The organism is Rudaea sp. (genome assembly GCF_057139185.1).
This window is the reverse complement of the sequence record NZ_DBNHDN010000046.1, coordinates 155,059-175,009: the sequence shown is the minus strand read 5'-3', so window position 1 is coordinate 175,009 and position 19,951 is coordinate 155,059. Positions and strand designations below refer to the sequence as shown.

Annotated in this window: 12 protein-coding genes and 1 pseudogene; 4 read left to right on the top strand and 9 right to left on the bottom strand. The window is 68.1% G+C overall.

The annotated features are described in order from the left end of the window. The first annotated feature begins 119 nt into the window (after nt 1-119). Nucleotides 120-2,255: a glycosyltransferase gene (locus AC16HO_RS17105; protein ID WP_395642169.1), complete on the top strand. Its 2,136-nt coding sequence runs from the start codon at nt 120-122 to the stop codon at nt 2,253-2,255. A gap of 63 nt (nt 2,256-2,318) precedes the next feature. Here AC16HO_RS17105 and AC16HO_RS17100 read toward each other — a convergent pair whose 3' ends face one another. The 7 genes from AC16HO_RS17100 to AC16HO_RS17070 all read right to left on the bottom strand — a co-directional run bounded on the left by AC16HO_RS17100 (nt 2,319) and on the right by AC16HO_RS17070 (nt 13,454). Next, nucleotides 2,319-3,077: an NRDE family protein gene (locus AC16HO_RS17100; protein ID WP_395642038.1), complete on the bottom strand. Its 759-nt coding sequence runs from the start codon at nt 3,075-3,077 to the stop codon at nt 2,319-2,321. Between the two features lie 19 nt (nt 3,078-3,096). Beyond that, entirely contained in the window at nt 3,097-5,400 is a 2,304-nt protein-coding gene (locus AC16HO_RS17095; RefSeq protein WP_395642037.1) for a serine/threonine-protein kinase, read from the bottom strand. Nucleotides 5,401-5,444: 44 nt separating this feature from the next. After that, nucleotides 5,445-6,290 carry a peptide chain release factor N(5)-glutamine methyltransferase gene (prmC, locus tag AC16HO_RS17090; RefSeq protein WP_395642036.1) on the bottom strand — a complete coding sequence of 282 codons (846 nt, stop codon included), beginning with the start codon at nt 6,288-6,290 and terminating at the stop codon, nt 5,445-5,447. 161 nt (nt 6,291-6,451) lie between these two features. Continuing rightward, nucleotides 6,452-10,678: a hypothetical protein gene (locus tag AC16HO_RS17085; RefSeq protein ID WP_395642035.1), complete on the bottom strand. Its 4,227-nt coding sequence runs from the start codon at nt 10,676-10,678 to the stop codon at nt 6,452-6,454. A 135-nt stretch (nt 10,679-10,813) separates the two neighbouring features. Further along, nucleotides 10,814-11,935: a glycerate kinase gene (locus tag AC16HO_RS17080; RefSeq protein WP_395642034.1), complete on the bottom strand. Its 1,122-nt coding sequence runs from the start codon at nt 11,933-11,935 to the stop codon at nt 10,814-10,816. 22 nt (nt 11,936-11,957) lie between these two features. Next, nucleotides 11,958-12,875: an ROK family protein gene (locus tag AC16HO_RS17075; RefSeq protein ID WP_395642033.1), complete on the bottom strand. Its 918-nt coding sequence runs from the start codon at nt 12,873-12,875 to the stop codon at nt 11,958-11,960. A gap of 18 nt (nt 12,876-12,893) precedes the next feature. Next, on the bottom strand, nt 12,894-13,454 hold the full coding sequence (locus tag AC16HO_RS17070) for a Pycsar system effector family protein (RefSeq protein ID WP_395642032.1): 561 nt from the start codon (nt 13,452-13,454) through the stop codon (nt 12,894-12,896). Nucleotides 13,455-13,681: 227 nt separating this feature from the next. Here AC16HO_RS17070 and AC16HO_RS17065 point away from each other — a divergent pair, with 227 nt between their 5' ends. Then, nucleotides 13,682-14,584 carry an alpha/beta hydrolase gene (locus AC16HO_RS17065; RefSeq protein WP_395642031.1) on the top strand — a complete coding sequence of 301 codons (903 nt, stop codon included), beginning with the start codon at nt 13,682-13,684 and terminating at the stop codon, nt 14,582-14,584. Nucleotides 14,585-14,619: 35 nt separating this feature from the next. Here the strand turns inward: AC16HO_RS17065 and AC16HO_RS17060 are convergent, their stop codons facing one another. Together AC16HO_RS17060 and AC16HO_RS17055 are read right to left on the bottom strand one after the other, a co-directional pair. Further along, a complete protein-coding gene (locus AC16HO_RS17060; RefSeq protein ID WP_395642030.1) occupies nt 14,620-15,228 on the bottom strand; it encodes an ERAP1-like C-terminal domain-containing protein in 609 nt (202 codons plus the stop codon). A 56-nt stretch (nt 15,229-15,284) separates the two neighbouring features. Continuing rightward, nucleotides 15,285-17,291, bottom strand: a pseudogene (locus tag AC16HO_RS17055) (M1 family metallopeptidase); the annotation flags it as partial. Between the two features lie 237 nt (nt 17,292-17,528). On the opposite strand from AC16HO_RS17055, the gene ahpC reads away from it, so the two are divergent. Together ahpC and ahpF are read left to right on the top strand one after the other, a co-directional pair. Next, complete coding sequence (gene ahpC, locus AC16HO_RS17050) at nt 17,529-18,092, top strand: alkyl hydroperoxide reductase subunit C (protein WP_395642029.1); 564 nt, start codon at nt 17,529-17,531, stop codon at nt 18,090-18,092. Nucleotides 18,093-18,256: 164 nt separating this feature from the next. Beyond that, on the top strand, nt 18,257-19,852 hold the full coding sequence (gene ahpF / locus AC16HO_RS17045) for an alkyl hydroperoxide reductase subunit F (protein WP_395642028.1): 1,596 nt from the start codon (nt 18,257-18,259) through the stop codon (nt 19,850-19,852). Nucleotides 19,853-19,951 lie beyond the last annotated feature (99 nt).

Below are 19,951 nucleotides of genomic sequence, written 5' to 3'. Positions count from 1 at the left end.
CGCATAGCCGTTTGCAGCAGGATTTCGACGAACGCACGCGCTGGGCGCTGCAGCTCGACAACCAGGTCCAGGAAATGTTCGCAAGCACCTCATGGCGCATCACCCGCCCGCTGCGTTTCGTGGTGCGCACGTTGCGCGACGCGCGCGCGCGCATCGCCTTCCAGTTCAAGCGCGTGCGCAGCGCCGGTGCGCGCACGCGCGGCAGCCTGGCACGCAGGGGTTTGCTCGGTACGGTCCGCCGCATCGGCGACGAGTTCGCACGCAAGCGCGGCGCGCCGGTGCCGACGCCGATCATCGACGCACATCCGCAGCCGGCTGCCGCGGATGCGCCGTTGCAGACTTTCGCCGTGCCGGGTTCGGCGCAGCCTTTGGTCAGCATCGTCATCCCGGTCTACAACAAGATCGAATACACGGTCGCCTGCCTGCGCTCGCTCGCCGAGCACGCGGGCACGGTCGCGTTCGAGGCCATCGTCGTCGACGACGGCTCCAGCGACGCGACGCCGGCGCAACTCGCACGGATCGAAGGCATCCGCACGTTGCGCAACGAGCGCAATCTCGGCTTCATCGGCTCGTGCAATGCCGGTGCAGCGATCGCACGCGGCGAGTACGTGCTGTTTCTCAACAACGACACGGTCGTAACCCGTGGCTGGCTCGAAGCGCTCGCCGCCTGCTTTGCCGAGGAACCCGACGCCGGCCTGGTCGGCGCGAAGCTCGTCTATCCGGACGGGCGCCTGCAGGAAGCCGGAGGCATCGTGTTTCGCGACGGCTCGGGCTGGAACTACGGCCGCTTCGACAACCCGGGCGATCCGCGCTACGAATACCGGCGCGAGGCCGATTACTGCTCCGGCGCCGCGATCATGCTGCCGCGCGCGCTGTTCGAACGGCTCGGTGGATTCGACGTGCGCTACGCTCCCGCCTACTACGAGGACACCGATCTCGCCTTCGCCGTGCGCGCGGCGGGCAAGAAGGTCTACTACGAACCGCGCGCGGTCGTCGTCCACTTCGAGGGCGTTACCTCCGGCACCGACACGAGCGGCGGGATCAAGCAGTACCAGGTCGTCAACCGCGAGAAATTCCTCGCCAAGTGGAAGGATGCGCTCGCGCTGCAGCCCGCGCCGATAGATTCCGCGAAACTCGCGCCGGCGGCGGCGAACTTCCGCCATCCGCGCCACGTGCTCGTGATCGACGCCTATACGCCGACGCCGGACCAGGATTCCGGTTCGCTGCGCATGACCAACCTGATGCGCCTGCTGCGCGAGGCCGGCTGGCGCGTGAGCTTCCTGCCCGACAACTGGGCGCATGCGGGAAAGTATACCGAGAGCCTGCAGGCTCTCGGTGTCGAGGCGCTGTACCACCCGTTCTTCGGTGACCCGGCCACGTGGCTGCGCGAGAACGGTGCCTCGCTCGACGCGGTGATCCTTTCGCGCCACTACGTCGCGAGCAACTACCTCGACCTCGTGCGCGTGTACGCGAACCGCGCCCAGGTCATCTTCGACACCGTCGACCTGCACTATCTGCGCGAACAGCGCAGCGCCGAGCTCGAAGGCAACGCCGAGCTCGCGCGCCAGGCCGCGGCGACGCGCGAGGCCGAGTTCGAGCTGATGCGCGATTGCGACATCACTCTCGTCGTCAGCCCGGTGGAAAAGGCGATCCTCGCGCACGAAGTGCCCGAGGCGCGCGTCGAAGTGCTGAGCAACGTGCACGAGATCCACGGCCTGCGCCGCGGCTACGCGCAACGCAGCGACCTCGTCTTCGTCGGCGGCTTCCAGCACCCGCCGAACATCGACGCGATGCAGTGGTTCGTACGCGAGGTGTTCCCGCTCGTGCAGGCGCGCGCGCCGCAGATCAGGCTGCACGTCATCGGCAGCAAGGTCGTCGAAGAAGTGCTCGCCCTCGCGACCGGGAGCGTTATCGTGCACGGCTACGTCGAAGACATCGCGCCGTACATGGACGGCTGCCGCATCTCGGTCGCGCCGCTGCGCGTCGGCGCCGGGGTCAAGGGCAAGGTCAACATGGCGATGAGCTACGGCCTGCCCGTAGTCGCGACGACGACCGCGGTCGAGGGCATGCACGTGCGGGCCGGCAGCGACGTGCTTGTCGCCGACGCGCCGGCCGAGTTCGCCGACGCGATCGTCCGCCTCTACGCCGACGAGGCGCTGTGGAACACGCTGTCGGCGAACGGCCTCGCCAACGTGCGCGCGCATTTCTCGTTCGACGCCGCGCGCGCGGCGCTCAAGGCCATCCTGTCGGGCTGACGGACTCGCGCCTCGCTCGGGCCCAGCGTCCTCGACGGCCACCCCGACCAGAACACGGCCAGCTCAGAAATCGAGCGCCGACTCTCCGGTCACGAGCGCGTCCGGCCCGTAGCGTCGCTCGCGCAACGCGTGCGAACCATCCGCCCTTGCATAGGCAAGCGTGCTCGCACGCGTGCCGTAGGCATCGCCGCGCACGCTCATCGGCATGACGAAGATCGAGGCAAGACGACGCTCGAGTTCGAGGCCGATGCCCGTTTCGGGCAGGTCGCTGTCGAGCGGGTACGTGTCGTCGCAGAGCAGATCGAGGAGTGCGGCATCTTCCACTTTTCCACTTTGCAGCAACGCGGAAAACTTCTCGCGCAGGCGCCGCATCTTCGGCCATTCGTCCTCGAGCGAGCCGTTGCTGAAGGCGTGCACACCCCGGGCAAGCGTGCGCACTGCGCCGTCGATGCTGCTGACGAAGCAGGCGCCGTGCGTATCGCCTGCGACGAGGTTGAACGGACCGTACTCGGCGCGCTCGCGCGCAACGGTCGCGGCGTAGGCCGTTGCGCCGACCGTGCCGCCGACGAATCCGCCGACCAGCGCGCCGCGCGAACGCCGCGCCGGCGGCGCGCCGGACCGGCGCAGGTTCGTCACCGCAGCGTAGCGGCCGTTGCGGTTGAGCGCGAGCCAGAAGCCGCCGGCCTGCAGGTCGCGTCCGCCGAAAACATCGCCCCATTCCTGCGCCGGCGCGGTCGGCCGCGCGTGGAACTCGTCGCGGTTGCCGAGCAGCAGCCACGGCCTCCCGGGCACGGTGTCGATGGCGAGCAGCAGCAGGCACATGAGCGACGATCGTCCTCGGTCAACCGCCCGGAGGCAGGCCGCCGATCTTCGCCTCGAGCGCGGCGTTGCGCGGATTGCCCGGACTGAGCTGGCGCGCCGCGTTGAGCGTGCGCAGCGCATCACCACGCAGGCCGCGGTCGGCGTAGCGGCCGGCCTGGTCGAGGTAGACGTTGGCAAGCCGCTCGCGCAGACCGATCAGGGCCGGGTTGCCCGGATCGGTGTCGGCGATCGCATCCAGATAACCGCGCGCGCTGTTCGGCCGGCCTTCGGCGAGCGCCGCGTCGAACAAGGCGCGCGCGCGCGGCGCGATGCGTCTCAAGCCTTCCAGCGCGAGTGCGTTGTTGCCGTCGATGCCGAGCACGGCACGGTATTTGTCGTAGGCGCCGCCAGGGTCCATCAGATTGCCAGCCGCCAGCGCGCGGTCGGCGTCGGCAAGCATCTCCTCGATGCGCGCGCGCTCGGCGAGGCTGGGCTCGCGTGCTGGCGCGGTTTCGGGTTCGGCCGCGTCGCGCGCCGGGCGCCCACGCGGCGGCGTGGGGCGTGGCGGCGGTTGCGGCGTTTGGCGTGCCGCAGCCTGTGCGTCGGCCGCGCGCCGCCGCGCCAGCTCGCTGCGCAGCCCGGGAATCGCCGCGTGGTCCGGCGCAAGTTCGCCGAGCTGGATGATGCGCTGGCTGGCCAGCTCGACATCGCCCTGCGCAAGCGCCTCGCGCGCAAGCTGAGCCTGCGCCACGGCGACCTTGTCGAGCCCGTGCTTCGCCACCGCATTGGCCGCGTCGGCCTCGAGGATCTGCCGGTACAATGCCGCCGCGCCGTCGGCACCGAGCAGGCGCTTGTCGGCCAGCGCGGTGTCCGCGCGCGCGAGCAGGTTTTCGATCTGCGTACCGCGCGCCTGTGCTGCGTCGATCGCGCCCTTCAATTCCTCGACTTCGGTGCCACCGCCGAGTATTTCATTTGCGGCGTCGAGAGTCGCGCGCGCGTTGGCGAGATCGTTCTTCCCCAGGCTCGCTCGCGCCTCGGCGAGCAGGCGTTCGCCGACCTGATTGAGCCCCTCGCGGGCGCGTTCGTCGTCGGGGTCTTGCGCACGCACGCTCTGGAACAGCTCACGCGCCCCGCCCGCGCCGAGCAGATTGCCCGCGGCGAGCGCCTTCCGCGCACGTGCGATCGTTTCGTTGAGCTGGGTGTTCGGCACCAGCGCGCGCAGGCGATCCTGCCAATGCCATGCCGCCGCGCCGAGCACGGCAAGGGCGAGGGCGAGCGCGGCAGGAACGAGCCAGCCGAGCCTGTCGTGGCGTCGCCGTGCGGCGCGCCGCGCGGCAACGCGGCCTACCGCGCGATAGCTGCCGGTCTCGCCGAGGTCCTCGATGCGGCCCAGCGACGGGTCGGCGCGGTGCTGGAACGCCGCCGCGGGCGTGGTCGGCCGCACCGAGCCGGGCACCGGCGCACCGTCGGCGCCGAGATCGATCGCGTCGATGCGGAATTCGCCACTGTCGCCGTCCGCATCCGCGAGCTGCGCATGCTCGCCGGCGGCGATCGCGCGTTCGAGGCGCTCGATCGTCTCGGCCAGCTGCTGGCCGTTCTGGTAGCGGTCGTCGGGCTTCTTCGCCAGCATGCGCGCGAGCACGGGCTGCAGCGCGGCGAAGCGCCCGGGCAACACCGGCACCGGCTCGGTGATGTGCATGATGCCGACCGCGAGCGAATCCTCGGCGTGATACGGCACACGCCCGAGCAGCATTTCGTACAGGACGACGCCGAGGCTGTACAGGTCGGCACGGCCGTCGACGGTCTTGCCGCGCGCCTGCTCGGGACTCATGTAGTGGGGCGTACCGATCACCGCGCCGGTGCGGGTCATACGCGTAGCCGCATCGGCCGCGCGCGCGATGCCGAAATCGGTCAACGCCGAGGAGCCGTCCTCGCGCAGCAGGATGTTGTCGGGCTTGACGTCACGATGGACGAAACCTTTCGCGTGCGCATAGTTCAGCGCGAGCGCGATCTCGCGCGTGACGCGCAACACGAACGCAAGCGGCCGCGCCGAGCCGTCGCGCGGCAACACCGGGCCGCCGCCAAGGTATTCCATCGCGATGTAGTTGTGGTCGCCATGGCGGCCGACGTCGTGGATGCCGACGACATGCCGATGATGCAGCTGCGCCGCGATGCGCGCCTCGCGCAGGAAACGCTCGGAGAAATCGGGATCGGTCAACAGCGCTGTCGACATCACCTTGAGCGCGACCTCGCGCTGCACCGATTCCTGCGTCGCCAGGTACACCGTGGCCATGCCGCCGCGGCCGAGCTGGCGCAAGATGTGATAACCGGGAATTTCGATCAAGGGGACTATCCTGCCGCCGCCGGGCCGGGTCTATCGCCGGGGCGTCATTGACTGGCCTGTTCAAGCATAACACGCGCGTCTTCGTGTCTCGCCTGGCTGACCCGGTCGCGGCCTTCCAGGTCGGCCAGCGTCGCGACTTCCGCGTAGCCGAGTGCGGCGAGAATTCCGCGTGCGGCGGCGCCCTGATCCCAACCGTGCTCGAACAGCAGCCAACCGCCGGGCGCGAGGTGCCGGCGCGCATCGCGCGCGATGATGCGGATCGCGTCGAGGCCGTCCGCGCCCGAAGACAGCGCGAGTGCGGGTTCGAAGCGCAGGTCGCCTTGCTCGAGATGCGCATCGCCGAGCGCGATGTAAGGCGGATTGCTCACGATCAGGTCGAACACGCCTGCGCCGAGCGCGGCGCACCACTCGCCTTGGGCGAACTCGACGTTGCCCAGCGCAAGCCGTTGCGCATTCGCGCGCGCGACGGCGAGCGCAGCCGCGCTCGCATCGGTGGCAAGCACGCGCGCATGCGCGCGCTCGTGCGCGAGGGCGAGCGCGATCGCGCCGGAACCGGTGCCGAGGTCGGCGATACGCGCCCGCGCATCGTGCGCGATCCTCTCCAGCGCGGCCTCGACCAGCAGCTCGGTTTCCGCGCGCGGCACCAGCACGTCGGGGGTAACGACAAGATCGAGTCCGAAAAATTCGCGCCGCCCGGTGATGTAGGCGATGGGCTCGCCCTCGGCACGGCGCGAAACATGGCAGCGAAATTGTCCGGCAAGTACCGCGGCGACCTCGTCGTCGGCGTGCGCGAACAGCCAGGCGCGATCGACGCGCAACGTGTACTGCAGCAGCAACTCCGCTTCGCGCCGCGCCTCATTCCATTCCCTCTCGCCCAACGGCTCTTCCATTGGGCGAAAGGATCGGGACGAAGGAACGCTTTCAGCGCTTCCATCACCGGAAGAGCACACCCCACCCTGTCCTCCGAAGTCTTTTTGCGGGACAGGGCTCGAAGCCGGCGTCTGCAATACGCGCACGGCTTGCGCGATCAGGTCGCGCACCCTTGTCGTAGTCACGTTTTCTCCGTGCCGGTTTGCACGCCGCCCGTCGACGGCGTGCGCGGCGCCTCGGGCCGCGACTGCCAGTAGCCGCCGCGCGTCCACGCCGTCCATGCTTGGCGCAGCCAGACTATCAACGCATTCGCCAGCCACAACGCCCAGGCCAGCATCAGCACGTTGTAGATCCACAGCGGCAGCGAGAATGCGCTTGCCTGCGGCAACGCGTCGACGGCGCGATCGGCGAACCAGTTGAGCGAGGCGGCGCTTGAAGCGTTGCCGGCGACGTGCATGTCGGGCACGCCGAGCAGGCCGAGCTGGATCGTCGAGACCAGCGCAACGAGCGCAATCACGGTCAACACGGCCAGCCCGATCTGGACCAGATCGAAGCGCCACCACGGCGCTCCGGTCGTGCAGCGCGCGCGCCAGTCGAACGCGAACAGCCAGGCGACGAAGACAATCAGCGCCAGCCACGACGAGGTCGAGAAACCGAGGCCGAGCAGCAACCAGTCGCGGAAGCGCAACTTCATGCGTCGCGTGCGCGCGAGCGCCCAGGCGAGCGCGGCCACGACCGCGAGTTCGCCCCAGTAGAGCACGGCCGGGCCGACCGCGGGGCCGGAGGTCGCAAGCAGCCAGCGATCCGCCGGCAGATGCGCGACGAGCCGGATATTCGCCGCAGGCAACCCCAACTCCACCTGCGGGGTGCGCACGGCGAAACCAAGCGCGCTGTCGTCGCGGAATACGACGCGGTAGCGCTGGCTGCCGGGCTTGACCGGCAACGTCATTTTGCCACCCTGCGCACGCAGGCTCAGCACCTCGCCGTCGCGCTGCACGGCGGTGACCTCGGCGGCTTTCGGCAAACCGATCGCCTGTTCGCCACCCTGGCTGGCGCGCAAGGTGAAATCGAGCGTGTGCGTCGCGCTACGCTGGCCGGCCTCGCTGACCAGGCTGACCGCGTCGATCGCGCGCGTCGCACCGGACGCCGGTGCAGGCCGCGTGATCTTCACCATCAGCGTCTCGCCCGGCAACGGGTGGAACTCGAAGTTGCGATAGTCGTTCGCGTCCTCGCCCGGCTCGAGGCCGACCGCGGGCACGCCGGAAAACTCCACATGCCAGGTCGGGCTGACGAGCACGCGCCAGACCTCGGCGCGATCGGCGAGCGCGGGCGCGGTCAGGGTCAGCGTGTCGGCCTTGTCCAGCGTGCCGTTCCACGAGGCCTGCGCCTCGCCATCGGCGATCGCGACAGTTGCGGTGGAATTCTGCACTTTTATGCCCGGCGTCGACACATGCTCGCCAGCGAGCACGGGCAGCGCCACGGTGATGCCTCCCGCTGCAGGAGAAACACGCAGAACCTGAGTCTGCACGCCCCAGTCGAGGCCGAGCGAGAGCGAGCGAACGACCCGCACGTACGGCGGAAACTGCTGCGCACCGAGTTCGGGCTTCGCGCCCGCACCCGCCTCGTCGCGCACGCGCGCGAGGTTGAGCGAGCCGCCGAGCAGGCGCTCGTCCTCGATGCCGCTCGCGCTCCAGCCTGCGCCCGAGAACAGCGCACGCGCAGGCGCAAGGACGAAATTCAGCGCGAGGCGGTCGGCATGCGCGACGTAGGCCGCCTCGACGCGGTGCACGCCGCGATCGAGCGCGACCCAGGCGCTGCCGTCGGCGGCGCGCGCGACCGCAACGTCCGCGATGGTGTCCACTTTTATACTTTTCAGCGTTGCGTTCGCATCGGTGCGCGGCAGGGGCACGGCGAGGCGTTCACCCGCATGCACGTCGAGGACGACGTCGATCGCATCGCCGCCGGCAGCCACCTGCATCTGCGCGATCGCGGCGCAGGCCGGCGCGCACTTCGGCGCCTCGGTCAGACGCTCGCGCAACTGGTTCAGCAACTCGTCGGACGGAATGCCCTGTGCCTGCGCACGCGGTGCCAGCACGAAGCTGGTGGCAAGCAGCAGGCCGGCGAGAGCCACGGACGCTGCCCGCCCCGGCCGTGCCGGCGTGGCCGGCCGGCCACGCCAGCTGCTCCATGCCAACCACGCCAGCAGCAGCGCGAGCACGATGCGCAGCGGCCGCACCAGCCACGGTGAGGCGATCACGAGATGCACGTTCTGCGCCGGCGTGACCGGACCGCTCCAGCCGAGCTGCGCGGTGCTGCCGATGCGCCAGTCGGGTTCGCCCGCGCCGGTTTGCATCACGGTGGATTGGCTGTAGTGGTCGACCAGCGTCGATTTCGGAATGGCGCTGCCGGCCACCGCCTGCAATGCGCCGGCGTTGAGATGTACGCCCGGCGGCGCGCGTTTCGCCACGATCCCCGCCACCGGCCCCGGCGTCGGCGCGGCCATTGGCACAGCCTCGCCCACCATGGCCGGCGCGGGCGGCGCGGGAGCGTTCGCAACCGCTGGCGCTTCCTGCGCCGGCATGGTTCGATGCTGCTTGTGCCGATAGAGCGGTCCGTAGTTGGCGGCCGCGCCACCGGCGTCGCCCTCGGCATCGGCGGCGGCGTAGTACGGGTAGCCACCTTCCTCCAACTGCGGATGCAGCGCATAGCGCACCTGGTTCGCCGCAAACGGCAGCGCGACGACAACGAGGGCCAGCATTGCCGCGCGGCGCAGCCACAGTGCGGCGGTTTGCAGCTTGCCCGCTGGCAGCACGCGCACGATCAGGGCGAGCGCGAGCACGGCGACCAGGGTCCACAGCGGCGAACCCGGCTCCTGGTAGCCGAGCGCGAGATAGCCTAGCGCGGCCAGTGCGCCAAACGCTCCCAGCAGGCGCCACGCCAGCAGGGCGAGGATCGCGCAAACGAACACGTCGAGCAGGGTCCAGCGCGACATCCAGCTGCCCTGCACGCTGTCCGCACCCGGCGCGCCAAGCAGTTTGTAGCCGTACGGAAAATGCAGGGTCGTGTCGATGCGGTCGAAGCTTTGCTGCCAGCCGGCCGCCGGCAGGTTCGATATCGCATCGATGCGCACGGTGCCGGCGAGTTGCACGTTCGGCGTGCGCCACTCGATGCCGGACCACATCTCGTTTGCGCCGTGCGTGACCAGCAGCGCTTCGCCGCTGCCCGCATTCGCCTGCGCACGCTCGAGCTGGAACGGCGCGGCAACGTCGAGACGCCAGCCCTGCACCATCGAACCGGACACGAGGTCCTTCGCGGACCAGCCGGTGCCGGCGAAATCGAGCCAGGCTTCGCGCTGCAGGTTCAGGCGATTCGCCTCGCCGGGGGCGAGGCCGCGTGAGCGCTCCTCGATCGCGATTTTTTCTCCGTCACCCAGCGCGAATGCAGGCAGGCCCTGCCAGTGCGCCGGCACCTGCGCCTGCCGCGGATCGACCGCCAGTGCCGCCGTGGCGTTGGTCACGCGCAGGCGCGGCGCCGCCGCGTAGCTCCAGATTTCCTGTTTCGGCCAAGGCGCCGCGGGCAGACGCGCGGCCACCTCGACGAGCGGCGCGACCGCACGCGCGGTCAGGGTCAGCGTCGCGTCGCCCGGCTGCACCTGTACGCGCAGACGGCCGTCGTTGCCGAGGCGCGCCGGCCAGCCGCCGCCGAGCGCGGTGGCGACGAATCCGGCCGGCAGCACCGGCCCCAGCGTTTCCTCGCGCGCTTGCCCCGCCACGTTGAAACGGATCTGCGTGGTCAACAGCGCCGGCACGCCATCGGCCAGTTCGCGGAACACGTGCAGCTCGATGCTGTCGGCCTCGGGCGCCACCGCGGCGCTGCGCCCCAGCGTGACCGTGTTGCCATCGCGCTGCACCGGCGCGACAGCCTTGCCGTCCACGCTGAGTGCGACGAGGCCGATGTTGTCCGGCAGCGCCAGCGACTGCGGCCGCTCATGCCAGGGAATCGTGCCGGCAACGTCGTAGCCGCCCGTCGCCAGCCACAGCATCGGCGTGCCGCCGCGGTCGAGCACCGGCTGCGTCTGGCCGTTGACCTTGACCTGTTGCGGCCAATGCCGCGCGTCGCCCGGCAGCGCGATCCACGAAGGCGCATCGACGCGCCAGTGCAGCGCGAAGCTTGCACCATTCGCGTCGGCATCGAGCTTGAGGCGCCCGGGCCAAGCGCAGATGCGTCCGTTCGCGTCGTCGGTCATCTGCGTGGCCAGGAACGGGCAGGCGCGGAAATCGAGATCCTTGAGCACCCAACCGCGCCAGTCGCGCAGCACGGACGGAATCATCGCATCGTCCGGCGGCGCGGCGAACGTGAAATTGCACAGAACCAGCAACGCGAGGCAACGCAGCGACGATCGAAGCATGGTTTGTTCCCTGGACGGCAGTCGATGCAGCTTGCAACGTACGATGACCTGTCGCGGGGTCAGGACCGGTCGACAGATCCCGATCCCGCGTCGCGCGATGATATTGCCAGCGTCGACGCACGCATAGCACGAAGCTCAACCGCGAACCGCAAGTTCGTACGCAGCCCGTTCGAGACGCAACGCGTGTTTCGCCGAAGCCAGCGATGCCGGCACCGTAGCGTCGCGCGCAACCAGAGCCGCGGCGCGCGCAAACGGCAGCCGCGAGACGGCCACATCGATGCGCCCGAACACGCCCCAGACCGGCACGCGCATCTGCCGCGCATGCAGCGCCAGACGATACGGCGCCTTGCCGGACAGCGAGGTGAGGTCGAACGCGCCTTCGCCGGTGACGACGAGATCGTGTTCGCGCAGCAGCGCATCGAGGCGCATTTCGCGGCGCAGGATCTCGAAACCCGATTCGAGGCGCGCGCCGAAGAACGCCATCAGGCCGAAGCCCGCTCCCCCCGCAGCGCCGGCGCCTGCGACCTGCGCGACATTGCGGCCAAGATCACGTTCGACGATGCGCGCGAGGCGGCGCAGGCCGCGGTCGAGCGCGCGCACCGCCGCGGCGTCGGCGCCCTTCTGCGCTGCAAAGCGATACGCCGCGCCGTTGCGGCCGAACAGTGGATTATCGACATCGCAGGCGGCGACGATGCGCAGGCGCGGACGCGGTTTCGGCGCGACGATGCGGTCGAGCTGCAACAGGCCTGCGCCGTTCAACTCGATCTCCCCGCCGCGGCGGTCGAGAAATTTCCAGCCCAGCGCCGCGGCGAGGCCGATGCCACCATCATTCGTCGCGCTGCCGCCAAGGCCGATCACGATCTTCGCCGCGCCCGCGTCGATGGCCTTGCGCAATACGAGGCCACTGCCGTACGTCGAAGTGCGCAACGGACTGCGCAGAGCCCGCGGCAACTGCGCCAGACCGCTCGCGGCGGCGAGATCGAGCACCGCGCCGCGGCCATCGCCGAGCCAGCCCCAGACTGCGCGACACGGGTATCCGCTCGCATCTACGCTCGCGCAGCGACGCGACGTTCCGCCGGTCGCGCGCACGAGTGCAGCGGCAAATCCTTCGCCGCCGTCGGCCAGCGTCCGTGTCGTGAATCGCGCCCGTGGCCACGCGCAACGCAGACCGCGCACGATCGCGCGCGCAGCCTCGTCGGAAGTCAGCGTGCCCTTGAACTTGTCGGGCATGACGAGAATACGCGCCGGGCTGTCCATCGTTGCCCGCCCTGCGGAATACCTATTTCGCCGCGGCGAAATCGTGCGCCAGCTCGAGCGCGCCGATCACGCCGGCGCGGCCGCCGAGTTGCGCCGGCACGATGAGATCATCGAGCTCGATGCCGTAGGCGGCGAAATCGAAGTAGCCGTTGAGCAGCTCGCCCAGTGCGGCGCGCACGCGCGGGAACAGGTGCGTCTGCGCCATCACGCCGCCGCCGAAGATGATGCGGCGCGGTGCCGAGACGACGAGCAGGTTCGCGCACAGCGCAGCCAGATAATGCGCCTGCAGCGTCCATGCCGGATGCTCCGGCGCGAGGCTTTCCGCGTCGGTGCCCCAGCGCGCCCGCAGCGCCGGCCCCGACGCCAGGCCTTCGACGCAGCGGTCGGCATGGAACGCGCAGACGCCCGCGAATGCCGCGTCCTCCGCCGCTTTGGGCACATGCATGTGGCCGACTTCGGGATGGGCGAAGCCGTAGACGATTTTTCCGTTCGCCAGCACGCCGGCGCCGATGCCGGTGCCGACGGTGACGTAGACGAGGTCGTCGTAGCCGACGCCGGCGCCATGGCGCGCCTCGCCGAGCAGGGCGATGTTGACGTCGGTGTCGATCGCGGCCGGCGCGGCGGCCGCGCGCGCGATCTCGCCGAGAATGTCGATCCCCTCCCAGCGCAGCTTCGGCGTACGCGCGATGCGTCCGTACTGCGCGGCGCCGGGGCGCACGTGTACCGGGCCGAACGAGCCGATACCGACCGCGGCGACGCGCCCGTGGCTGACCTGCGCCTCGCGGAAGAAGTCGGCGACGCGGGCAAGCGTCTCCTTCGGCGTCGTCGTCGCGAACGCGGCCTGTGCATGCAGCCGACCGCCGGCTTCGCCGATCGCGCAGACGAACTTGGTTCCACCCGCCTCGACGGCGCCGTACAGGGTATTCCGGGAATTCGTCACGCGTGGCTCCGCGAAGGTTCAATGGGCGAACAGCAGGCGCCACGTCTGCACGAGCAGTGCGAGCACGAAACCGGTCAGGAAACTCAGGTAGGCCAGGCGGAGGTAGCGGTACTTGTGCTGCGCCAGGTAGGTACCGAGGCTGTAGATGTCGTTCGCCATCGCGCTGTAGACCGAGCCATCGGTGCGCATCGAATGCGCGATCTCGGCGAGGAAACGTTCGCGCGGCAACTCGGCGAAGTGGCCCATGAACAACAGGTTGAACCCGGGCGGCAAGCCCGACCCCGTCAACTTGAACGGCCGGTATTTCGGTAGCACCGCGAGCACGGCGAGCAACAGCGCGAGCAGAGTGAACGCGTCGAGGATCAGGACCGAATAGCGCAAGTCGGGATCGGCGAGCTTGCCCAGGCTCAGGGTCAGCACGATCGAGCAGACGGTGATGACGATGCTCGCCTTGGTGTCCGCCATCATGCTCAGCGACACATGATGCTGCTGGGTGGTGCGCAACAGCACATCGCCGGTATTGCGCTCGGGGATGTCGGCGAAAAGCTCCCGGCCGCGTTGCATTGCTTCGTCACCCATGGGCACCTCGAAAGACCGTGGCGAGCGAAGGGAATTTGCGCGTCGCCGGAGCGCAGGATCCGGAGTGTACTCAAATGCACATGAGGATGACTCGCCGCTTCCGCGGCTCGCCGTTCGGAGCGGTTGCGCTGTCCGGGCACCGCCGACGTGCGACATCGAGCGCAGCCGGGCCCTCGCGGCACCCAATGCCGATTTCCGCCGAGCATGATTCCTGCAACAATCGCACGATGATAGGAACGAAGCCGCGCCTTGGCAATTTCCTTCGCCGCTGGCGCGGCGCACGCGCGCTGGCGGCGGCGCTGGCATCGCTGTTGCTCGCGGCATGCGCGCAGATCTGGTACGCGACGCTCGGCAGCGCGGACAGCACGCACGATCTCGCCGTCCGTCGCGGTATCGTGTTCGACGCGGATCACGCGCTCAAGCTCGATGTCTACGCACCGCATGCCGCATCGGCGGCTCCGGTGGTCGTGTTCTTCTACGGCGGCAGCTGGGAGGAGGGCCGGCGGCGCTGGTATCGCTACGTCGGCGAGGCGCTGGCCAGCCACGGCGTCGTCGCGGTGATCCCGGACTATCGCAAGTTTCCGACCGTGCGCTTCCCCGAGTTCATGGTCGATGCGGCGAATGCGACGAAGTGGACTTTCGAGCATGCCGCGGAATTCGGTGGCGATGCGCGGCGCATCTTCGTTTCCGGCCACTCCGCCGGCGGGCATATCGCCGCCCTGCTCGCCTGCGACAAGCGCTATCTCGCCGCGGTCGGCCTGGCTCCGCGCGACCTCGCCGGCATGATCGGCCTCGCCGGGGCGTACGCGTTCCTGCCCTACGTCGACGACGAGGCGGAAATCTTCGGTGACGACGCCAAAGGCCGCTACGATTCGCAGCCGATCAACTTCGTCGACGGCGACGAGCCACCGCTGCTGCTGTTGCAGGGCCTCGACGACGACGAGGTGACGCCGAACAATGCCGAGGCAATGGCCGAGCGCGAGCATGCGATGAACGGCTCCGCCGTGCTCAAACTCTATCCCGGCGCCGACCACGGAGATCTGCTCGTCGCCCTCGCGCACGGGCGCAACGGCAAGCCGCCGGTACTGCGCGACATGCTGGATTTCATCGCCAGGCCGCCGCGCCGCTAGCGCCCCTTTCCCCGGACGTAGCAGGGACACCAGGGTCAGCGCGGCGGATGCGCCTCCGCCCACTGCGCCAGCGCCTTCGCACCGAAGTATTCGCGCAGCGCGCTGCAGGTGGCGACGCCTTCGAGCGACTGCGCGAGCTTGCGTTCGCCGCCGAGCATCTCCTTGATGCGCGGCGCGAACCAGTCGCGCATTTCCTCGCCGGAATCCTTGCTGCAGCGTCCGGCGCCCGCAAGGCCTATCGCGAGCGACTGGTGCGAATCCGACAGTCGCTTGCGCAGCGCGTCGAAATTCGGCTTGAGCCAAGCCCAAAAGCCGGCGCGGTTTTCTTCTTCGCCGGCATGGCTGCCGTAAAGATAGGGAATTTCACCGACGGCGACCGCGGAAGTGAGGCCATAGTCGCGCACATCCTCGCCGAGCTTCGCATCGTGCGTGGCGCCGAGCGCGGCGAGCAATTCATAGCGCTGCTTGGTCTGCGTGTTCGTCTTCAGTTCCGCCTGCACGGTTTTGTACGCCGGCTCGCCGGAATCCTGCACGGCCACCTTGAGTGCAATGCCGCGGATGTCGGGATCGAGCCTGTCGAGATCGAGATTGCCGCCGTCGAGGCCGAGCGCGGCGCGCGCGGCGGCGTTGAGCAGCGCGCGCACACCTTGTCGCGCACATCGAGTGCGAGCAGTTCGATCACGCCCATGCGCAGTCGTGTGACCGCATCGCTGTCGCCCGGCAGTTTGTGCAACCCGAGTTTCTTCAGGTGCGGCGCGTACAGACGCGTCGCGTAAGCATCGAGCGCCGGCCGCGTCGCGTCGGTCGCAAGCTGCTCTCGAATCCATCGGAACGAGCCGGTCAGCGCCAGCGCGATCTGCGGAATATCCGATGAAGCCAGCGTCGGCAGCGCATCGAGCACGACGCCGGGGTCAAGCGTGCCCTGGTCGAAGGCGCTGGAAATCGCGTCGGCGTAAACGAGCTGCTCCGCAGGCGCGAGGTCCTTGGCTTGCCGCGCCAGCGTGCCGAAGTCGCCCTGGTCGAGCGTGAACCGGCAGTAGCCCGACGCGTCCGCGTTCGGCATCACGCACTGCGCGCAGCCGCCGTCGAATGCGAACGTCCGCTTCGGCTTGTCGAGAAGAAAACATTGTCGACTCGACTTGCCCTGGCTCGCGAAGCGTGCACAAACCGGAATGCGCCACTGCGAATTGCCCGGGTCGACCACACCGTAGGGCAAATAGCGGGACTGGCTCAGTTCGATCGATCCCTTGCCGCCGTCGGCCGCTGCGGTGCATTTCAGCTCGGCGTGCACGAGCGGCAGGCCCGGCTGGTCGAGGAAGCTGCGCATCGCCTTGCCGAGCGTTTCGCCCTCGCCGCTGACCCGTGCAATCGTTGCGATCAGGTCGTCGGAATTGTCGCTGCCGAACTTGTGCCTGGCCAGATAGTCGCGCATCGCCTCGCGATACGTGTCTCCGCCGACCCATTCCTCGAACATGCGCAGTACGGCCGCCCCCTTTTGCTAGGTGATGCCGTCGAAGGCGTTCTCGATATCGTCCTGGGATGCGATCGGCTGGCGGATCCTGCGCGCCGACAGCTGGCTGTCGCCGTTCATCGCGTGCAGCGTGCCTTCGAGGCGCGACAGGTCGCCGAGATATTCGGGCCTGAGCGCGACGGTGGCCTTGCCCTGCGCCCAGGTCGCATAGGCCTCGTTGAGCCAGACGTCGTCCCACCACGGCACGGTGACGAGGTCGCCGAACCACTGGTGCGCGATTTCGTGGGCGTTGACGTTGAACGCGCTGCGGTAGGAACTCGCCGGCGACTTGTCATCGATGCGCAGCAACACGTCGCGGTAGACGATGAGGCCGGCGTTCTCCATCGCGCCGGCGGAGAAGTCCGGCGCACCGAGCAGATCGAGCTTGTCGAACGGATACGGCTGCTGCGTGTAGTCCTCGTAGTACTTCACCGTCGCCGGCGTCTGCCCGAGGATCCACTTGAGCTGCGGCCCGGCGCCGCGCGGGCCTATGCCGCGCAGCGGTACCGGATCCTTGCGCAGCGCGTTCGCGGGGATCGTCGGCCCGTCGACCACGTCCCATGGCCCGACCGCGAGCGCGACGAGATAGGTCGGCAGTGGCCTGGTCCGCGCGAAAGCGATCGTTTTCCACTTTTTGTCAGGGGACTCCGAATACCCTGTTCGTTGCGTGTTCGCGAGCACGGCTTCGTCTCTGGGCACCGTCAGCACGATGTCGAACGGCGTCTTGAACCGCGGTTCGTCGAACGAAGGAAACGCATGGCGCGCGCTGATCGCCTCCATCTGCGTGGTCACGTAGGCGTCGTGGCCGACCATGACCTTGTAAATGCCCTGCAGTTTGGTGTTGAACGGCGCGGAGTAGTCGAAAACCAGTTCCACATCCTGCGCCGGCAGCGTCGTGCCGAACGCGACCTCGGCCACGCCGGACGGATCGCGCACGCTCAGCTTCGCCTCGTGCGGCTTGCCGGCCGCGTCGATCACGGCCGCCGTCGCTACATCGATCTCGCGCGCATGCAGCCAGAGGTGATCGGCCGACGTGGCGAGCCTGACCTTGATGCGCACGTGACCGTTGAAACGATCGGCTTTCGGGTCGATCTTCAGGTCGAGCGCGTAGGCCAGCGGTTTCGCGTCATCGGGCAGCTTGCCGGTGGGCACCGCTTCGGCCGCAACGACCGCCCGCGACAGCAACGCGGCTGTCATCGCCGCGGCAAGCAACCCGCTTGTCATGCGCATGGACCGGAACCTCCTACTGGGACGCGCGAAATCGGACCCGATAGCTGCGGCCTCGGCAACCGCCGCAAGTCATCCATTTCACGTGGATCACTTTTCGATAGTTTTTATCAATCGAAAATCTGTAATAAATCAATTTTACAGATTAGGCGCCGCGCACTAGAGTGCACCTCGTTCCCTTCAACACCAACCCAAAGGAAGCAAGCGATGTCCCTCATCAATACCCCCGTCCAAGCGTTCAAGGCGCAGGCGTTCCACAACGGCAAGTTCGAGGAAGTCACCGAGCAGTCCATCAAGGGCAAGTGGTCGGTGTTCATGTTCCTGCCGGCGGCCTTCACCTTCAACTGCCCGACGGAAATCGAGGATTCGGCCGACAACTATGCCGAGTTCCAGAAGCTCAATGCCGAAATCTACGTCGTTTCGACCGATACCCATTTCGCGCACAAGGTGTGGCACGAAACCTCGCCGGCCGTCGGCAAGGCCCGGTTCTTCCTCGTCGGCGACCCGACGCACGCATTGTCGAAGGCGTTCGACGTGCTGATCCCGGAAGAAGGTCTGGCCCTGCGCGGCACCTTTGTCGTCAATCCGGATGGCGTGATCAAGACCGCCGAAGTCCATTCCAACGAGATCGCCCGCGACGTCAGCGAGACGCTGCGCAAGCTCAAGGCCGCGCAATACACCGCGGCGCACCCCGGCGAAGTCTGCCCGGCGAAGTGGAAGGAAGGCGCGAAAACGCTGAAGCCGTCGCTGGATCTCGTCGGCAAGATTTAAGCAGCGGGCGACGCCGCCCGGCGACGCGGGCCCTCGCTCTTGATCCGCTTTTGATCTTGATCCCGGGCCCCGTTTGCCGCGGCGAAGTCATGACGGAATCGCCCCAAGGGTGGCGCGCAGGATGCGCGTCAGTTCGCGAACGTAGTAAATCGGAGTCACCCGCCATGTTGGACAACGACCTCAAATCCCAGCTTCAAGGCCATTTCGCGAACCTCACGCGCCCGGTCGAAATCACCGCCGCACTCGACGCCGGCGAGAAGTCGCAGGAACTGCGCGAATTGTTGAACGACATCGTCGGCCTGTCGCCGCAATTCAAGCTCGTCGAGCGCGCGGAGCCGGGCATGCGTGTGCCGTCGTTCGCGTTGACCACGCCGGGCCAGGACATCCATCTACGCATTTCCGGCATGCCGATGGGCCACGAGTTCACCTCACTCGTGCTCGCGCTGCTGCAGGTTGGCGGCCACCCCTCGAAACTGTCGCCGGAGACCATCGAGCAGATTCGCGCGCTCGACGGTGAATACAAATTCGAAACCTACGTCTCGCTGAGCTGCCAGAACTGCCCCGAGGTGGTGCAGGCGCTGAACCTGATGGCGACGATCAATCCGCGCATCGGCGTGGAGATGATCGAGGGCGGCACGTTCGAGCAGGAAGTCACCGGGAAACAGATTCTTTCGGTGCCCGCGATCTTCCTCAACGGTCAGGAGTTCGGCCAGGGCCGCATGGGCGTGGAGGAAATCCTCGCCAAACTCGACACGGACGCGGATGCGCGCGATGCGGAAAAACTCGACGCGCGTGCAGCCTACGACGTGCTCGTCGTCGGCGGCGGTCCTGCGGGCGCCGCGGCGGCGATCTACGCCGCACGCAAGGGCATCCGCACCGGCGTCGTCGCCGAGCGCTTCGGCGGCCAGGTGCTCGACACGATGGAGATCGCCAACTTCGTTTCGGTCAAGCACACCGAAGGCCCGCAGTTCGCGGCCGCGCTCGAAGCGCACGTCAAGGACTACGAAGTCGACATCATGAACCGCCAACGCGCAGACAAGATCCTCGCCAACGGCGATCACCTCGAAGTGAAGCTCGCCAACGGCGCGACGCTGAAGTCGAAAACGATCGTGCTCGCCACTGGCGCGCGCTGGCGCAACATGAACGTGCCGGGCGAGAACCAATACCGCACCAAGGGCGTAACTTACTGCCCGCACTGCGACGGCCCGCTGTTCAAGGGCAAGCGCGTCGCCGTGATCGGTGGCGGCAACTCGGGCATCGAAGCAGCGATCGATCTCGCCGGCGTCGTCGCCCATGTAACCGTACTCGAATTCGATACGAAGCTGCGCGCCGACGAAGTGCTGCAGCGCAAGCTGCGCAGTCTGGCAAATGTGGATGTGATCCTCAGCGCACAAACTACCGAGGTGCTCGGCGACGGCGCCAAGGTCACCGGGCTTGCGTACACCGACCGCACGAACGGCGACTCGAAGCAAATCGAGCTTTCCGGCGTGTTCGTGCAGATCGGCCTGCTGCCGAACACGGACTGGCTCAAGGGCACGCTCGCGCTGTCGCCCCGCGGCGAGATCGAAGTCGACGCGCACGGCCGCACCTCGCTGCACGGCGTGTTCGCCGCAGGCGATGCGACGACGGTACCGTTCAAGCAGATCGTCATCGCCGCGGGCGATGGCGCAAAGGCGGCGCTGTCGGCGTTCGATTGTCTGATCCGCATGCCGGCAGCAACGGCGTCGCCGCAGGAAGCGCCGCGCGCAGTCGCGGCTTGACGCCCTTGCTGGTCATTCGCGAAAAAAAGAAAGACTGGATTTCCGCCAGGAGCTTGCGGGAATGACGAGCAAGGAAATTGGCCGGCTTGAATTGATTGA

Excerpts from the sequence above, each read along its gene's own strand:
- AC16HO_RS17100 (WP_395642038.1), bottom strand. The coding sequence starts at position 3,077 with ATGTGCCTGCTGCTGCTCGCCATCGACACCGTGCCCGGGAGGCCGTGG.
- AC16HO_RS17085 (WP_395642035.1), bottom strand. The coding sequence starts at position 10,678 with ATGCTTCGATCGTCGCTGCGTTGCCTCGCGTTGCTGGTTCTGTGCAAT.
- AC16HO_RS17065 (WP_395642031.1), top strand. The coding sequence starts at position 13,682 with ATGATAGGAACGAAGCCGCGCCTTGGCAATTTCCTTCGCCGCTGGCGC.
- ahpC (WP_395642029.1), top strand. The coding sequence starts at position 17,529 with ATGTCCCTCATCAATACCCCCGTCCAAGCGTTCAAGGCGCAGGCGTTC.
- ahpF (WP_395642028.1), top strand. The coding sequence starts at position 18,257 with ATGTTGGACAACGACCTCAAATCCCAGCTTCAAGGCCATTTCGCGAAC.
- AC16HO_RS17070 (WP_395642032.1), bottom strand. The coding sequence starts at position 13,454 with ATGGGTGACGAAGCAATGCAACGCGGCCGGGAGCTTTTCGCCGACATC.
- AC16HO_RS17080 (WP_395642034.1), bottom strand. The coding sequence starts at position 11,935 with ATGGACAGCCCGGCGCGTATTCTCGTCATGCCCGACAAGTTCAAGGGC.
- prmC (WP_395642036.1), bottom strand. The coding sequence starts at position 6,290 with ATGGAAGAGCCGTTGGGCGAGAGGGAATGGAATGAGGCGCGGCGCGAA.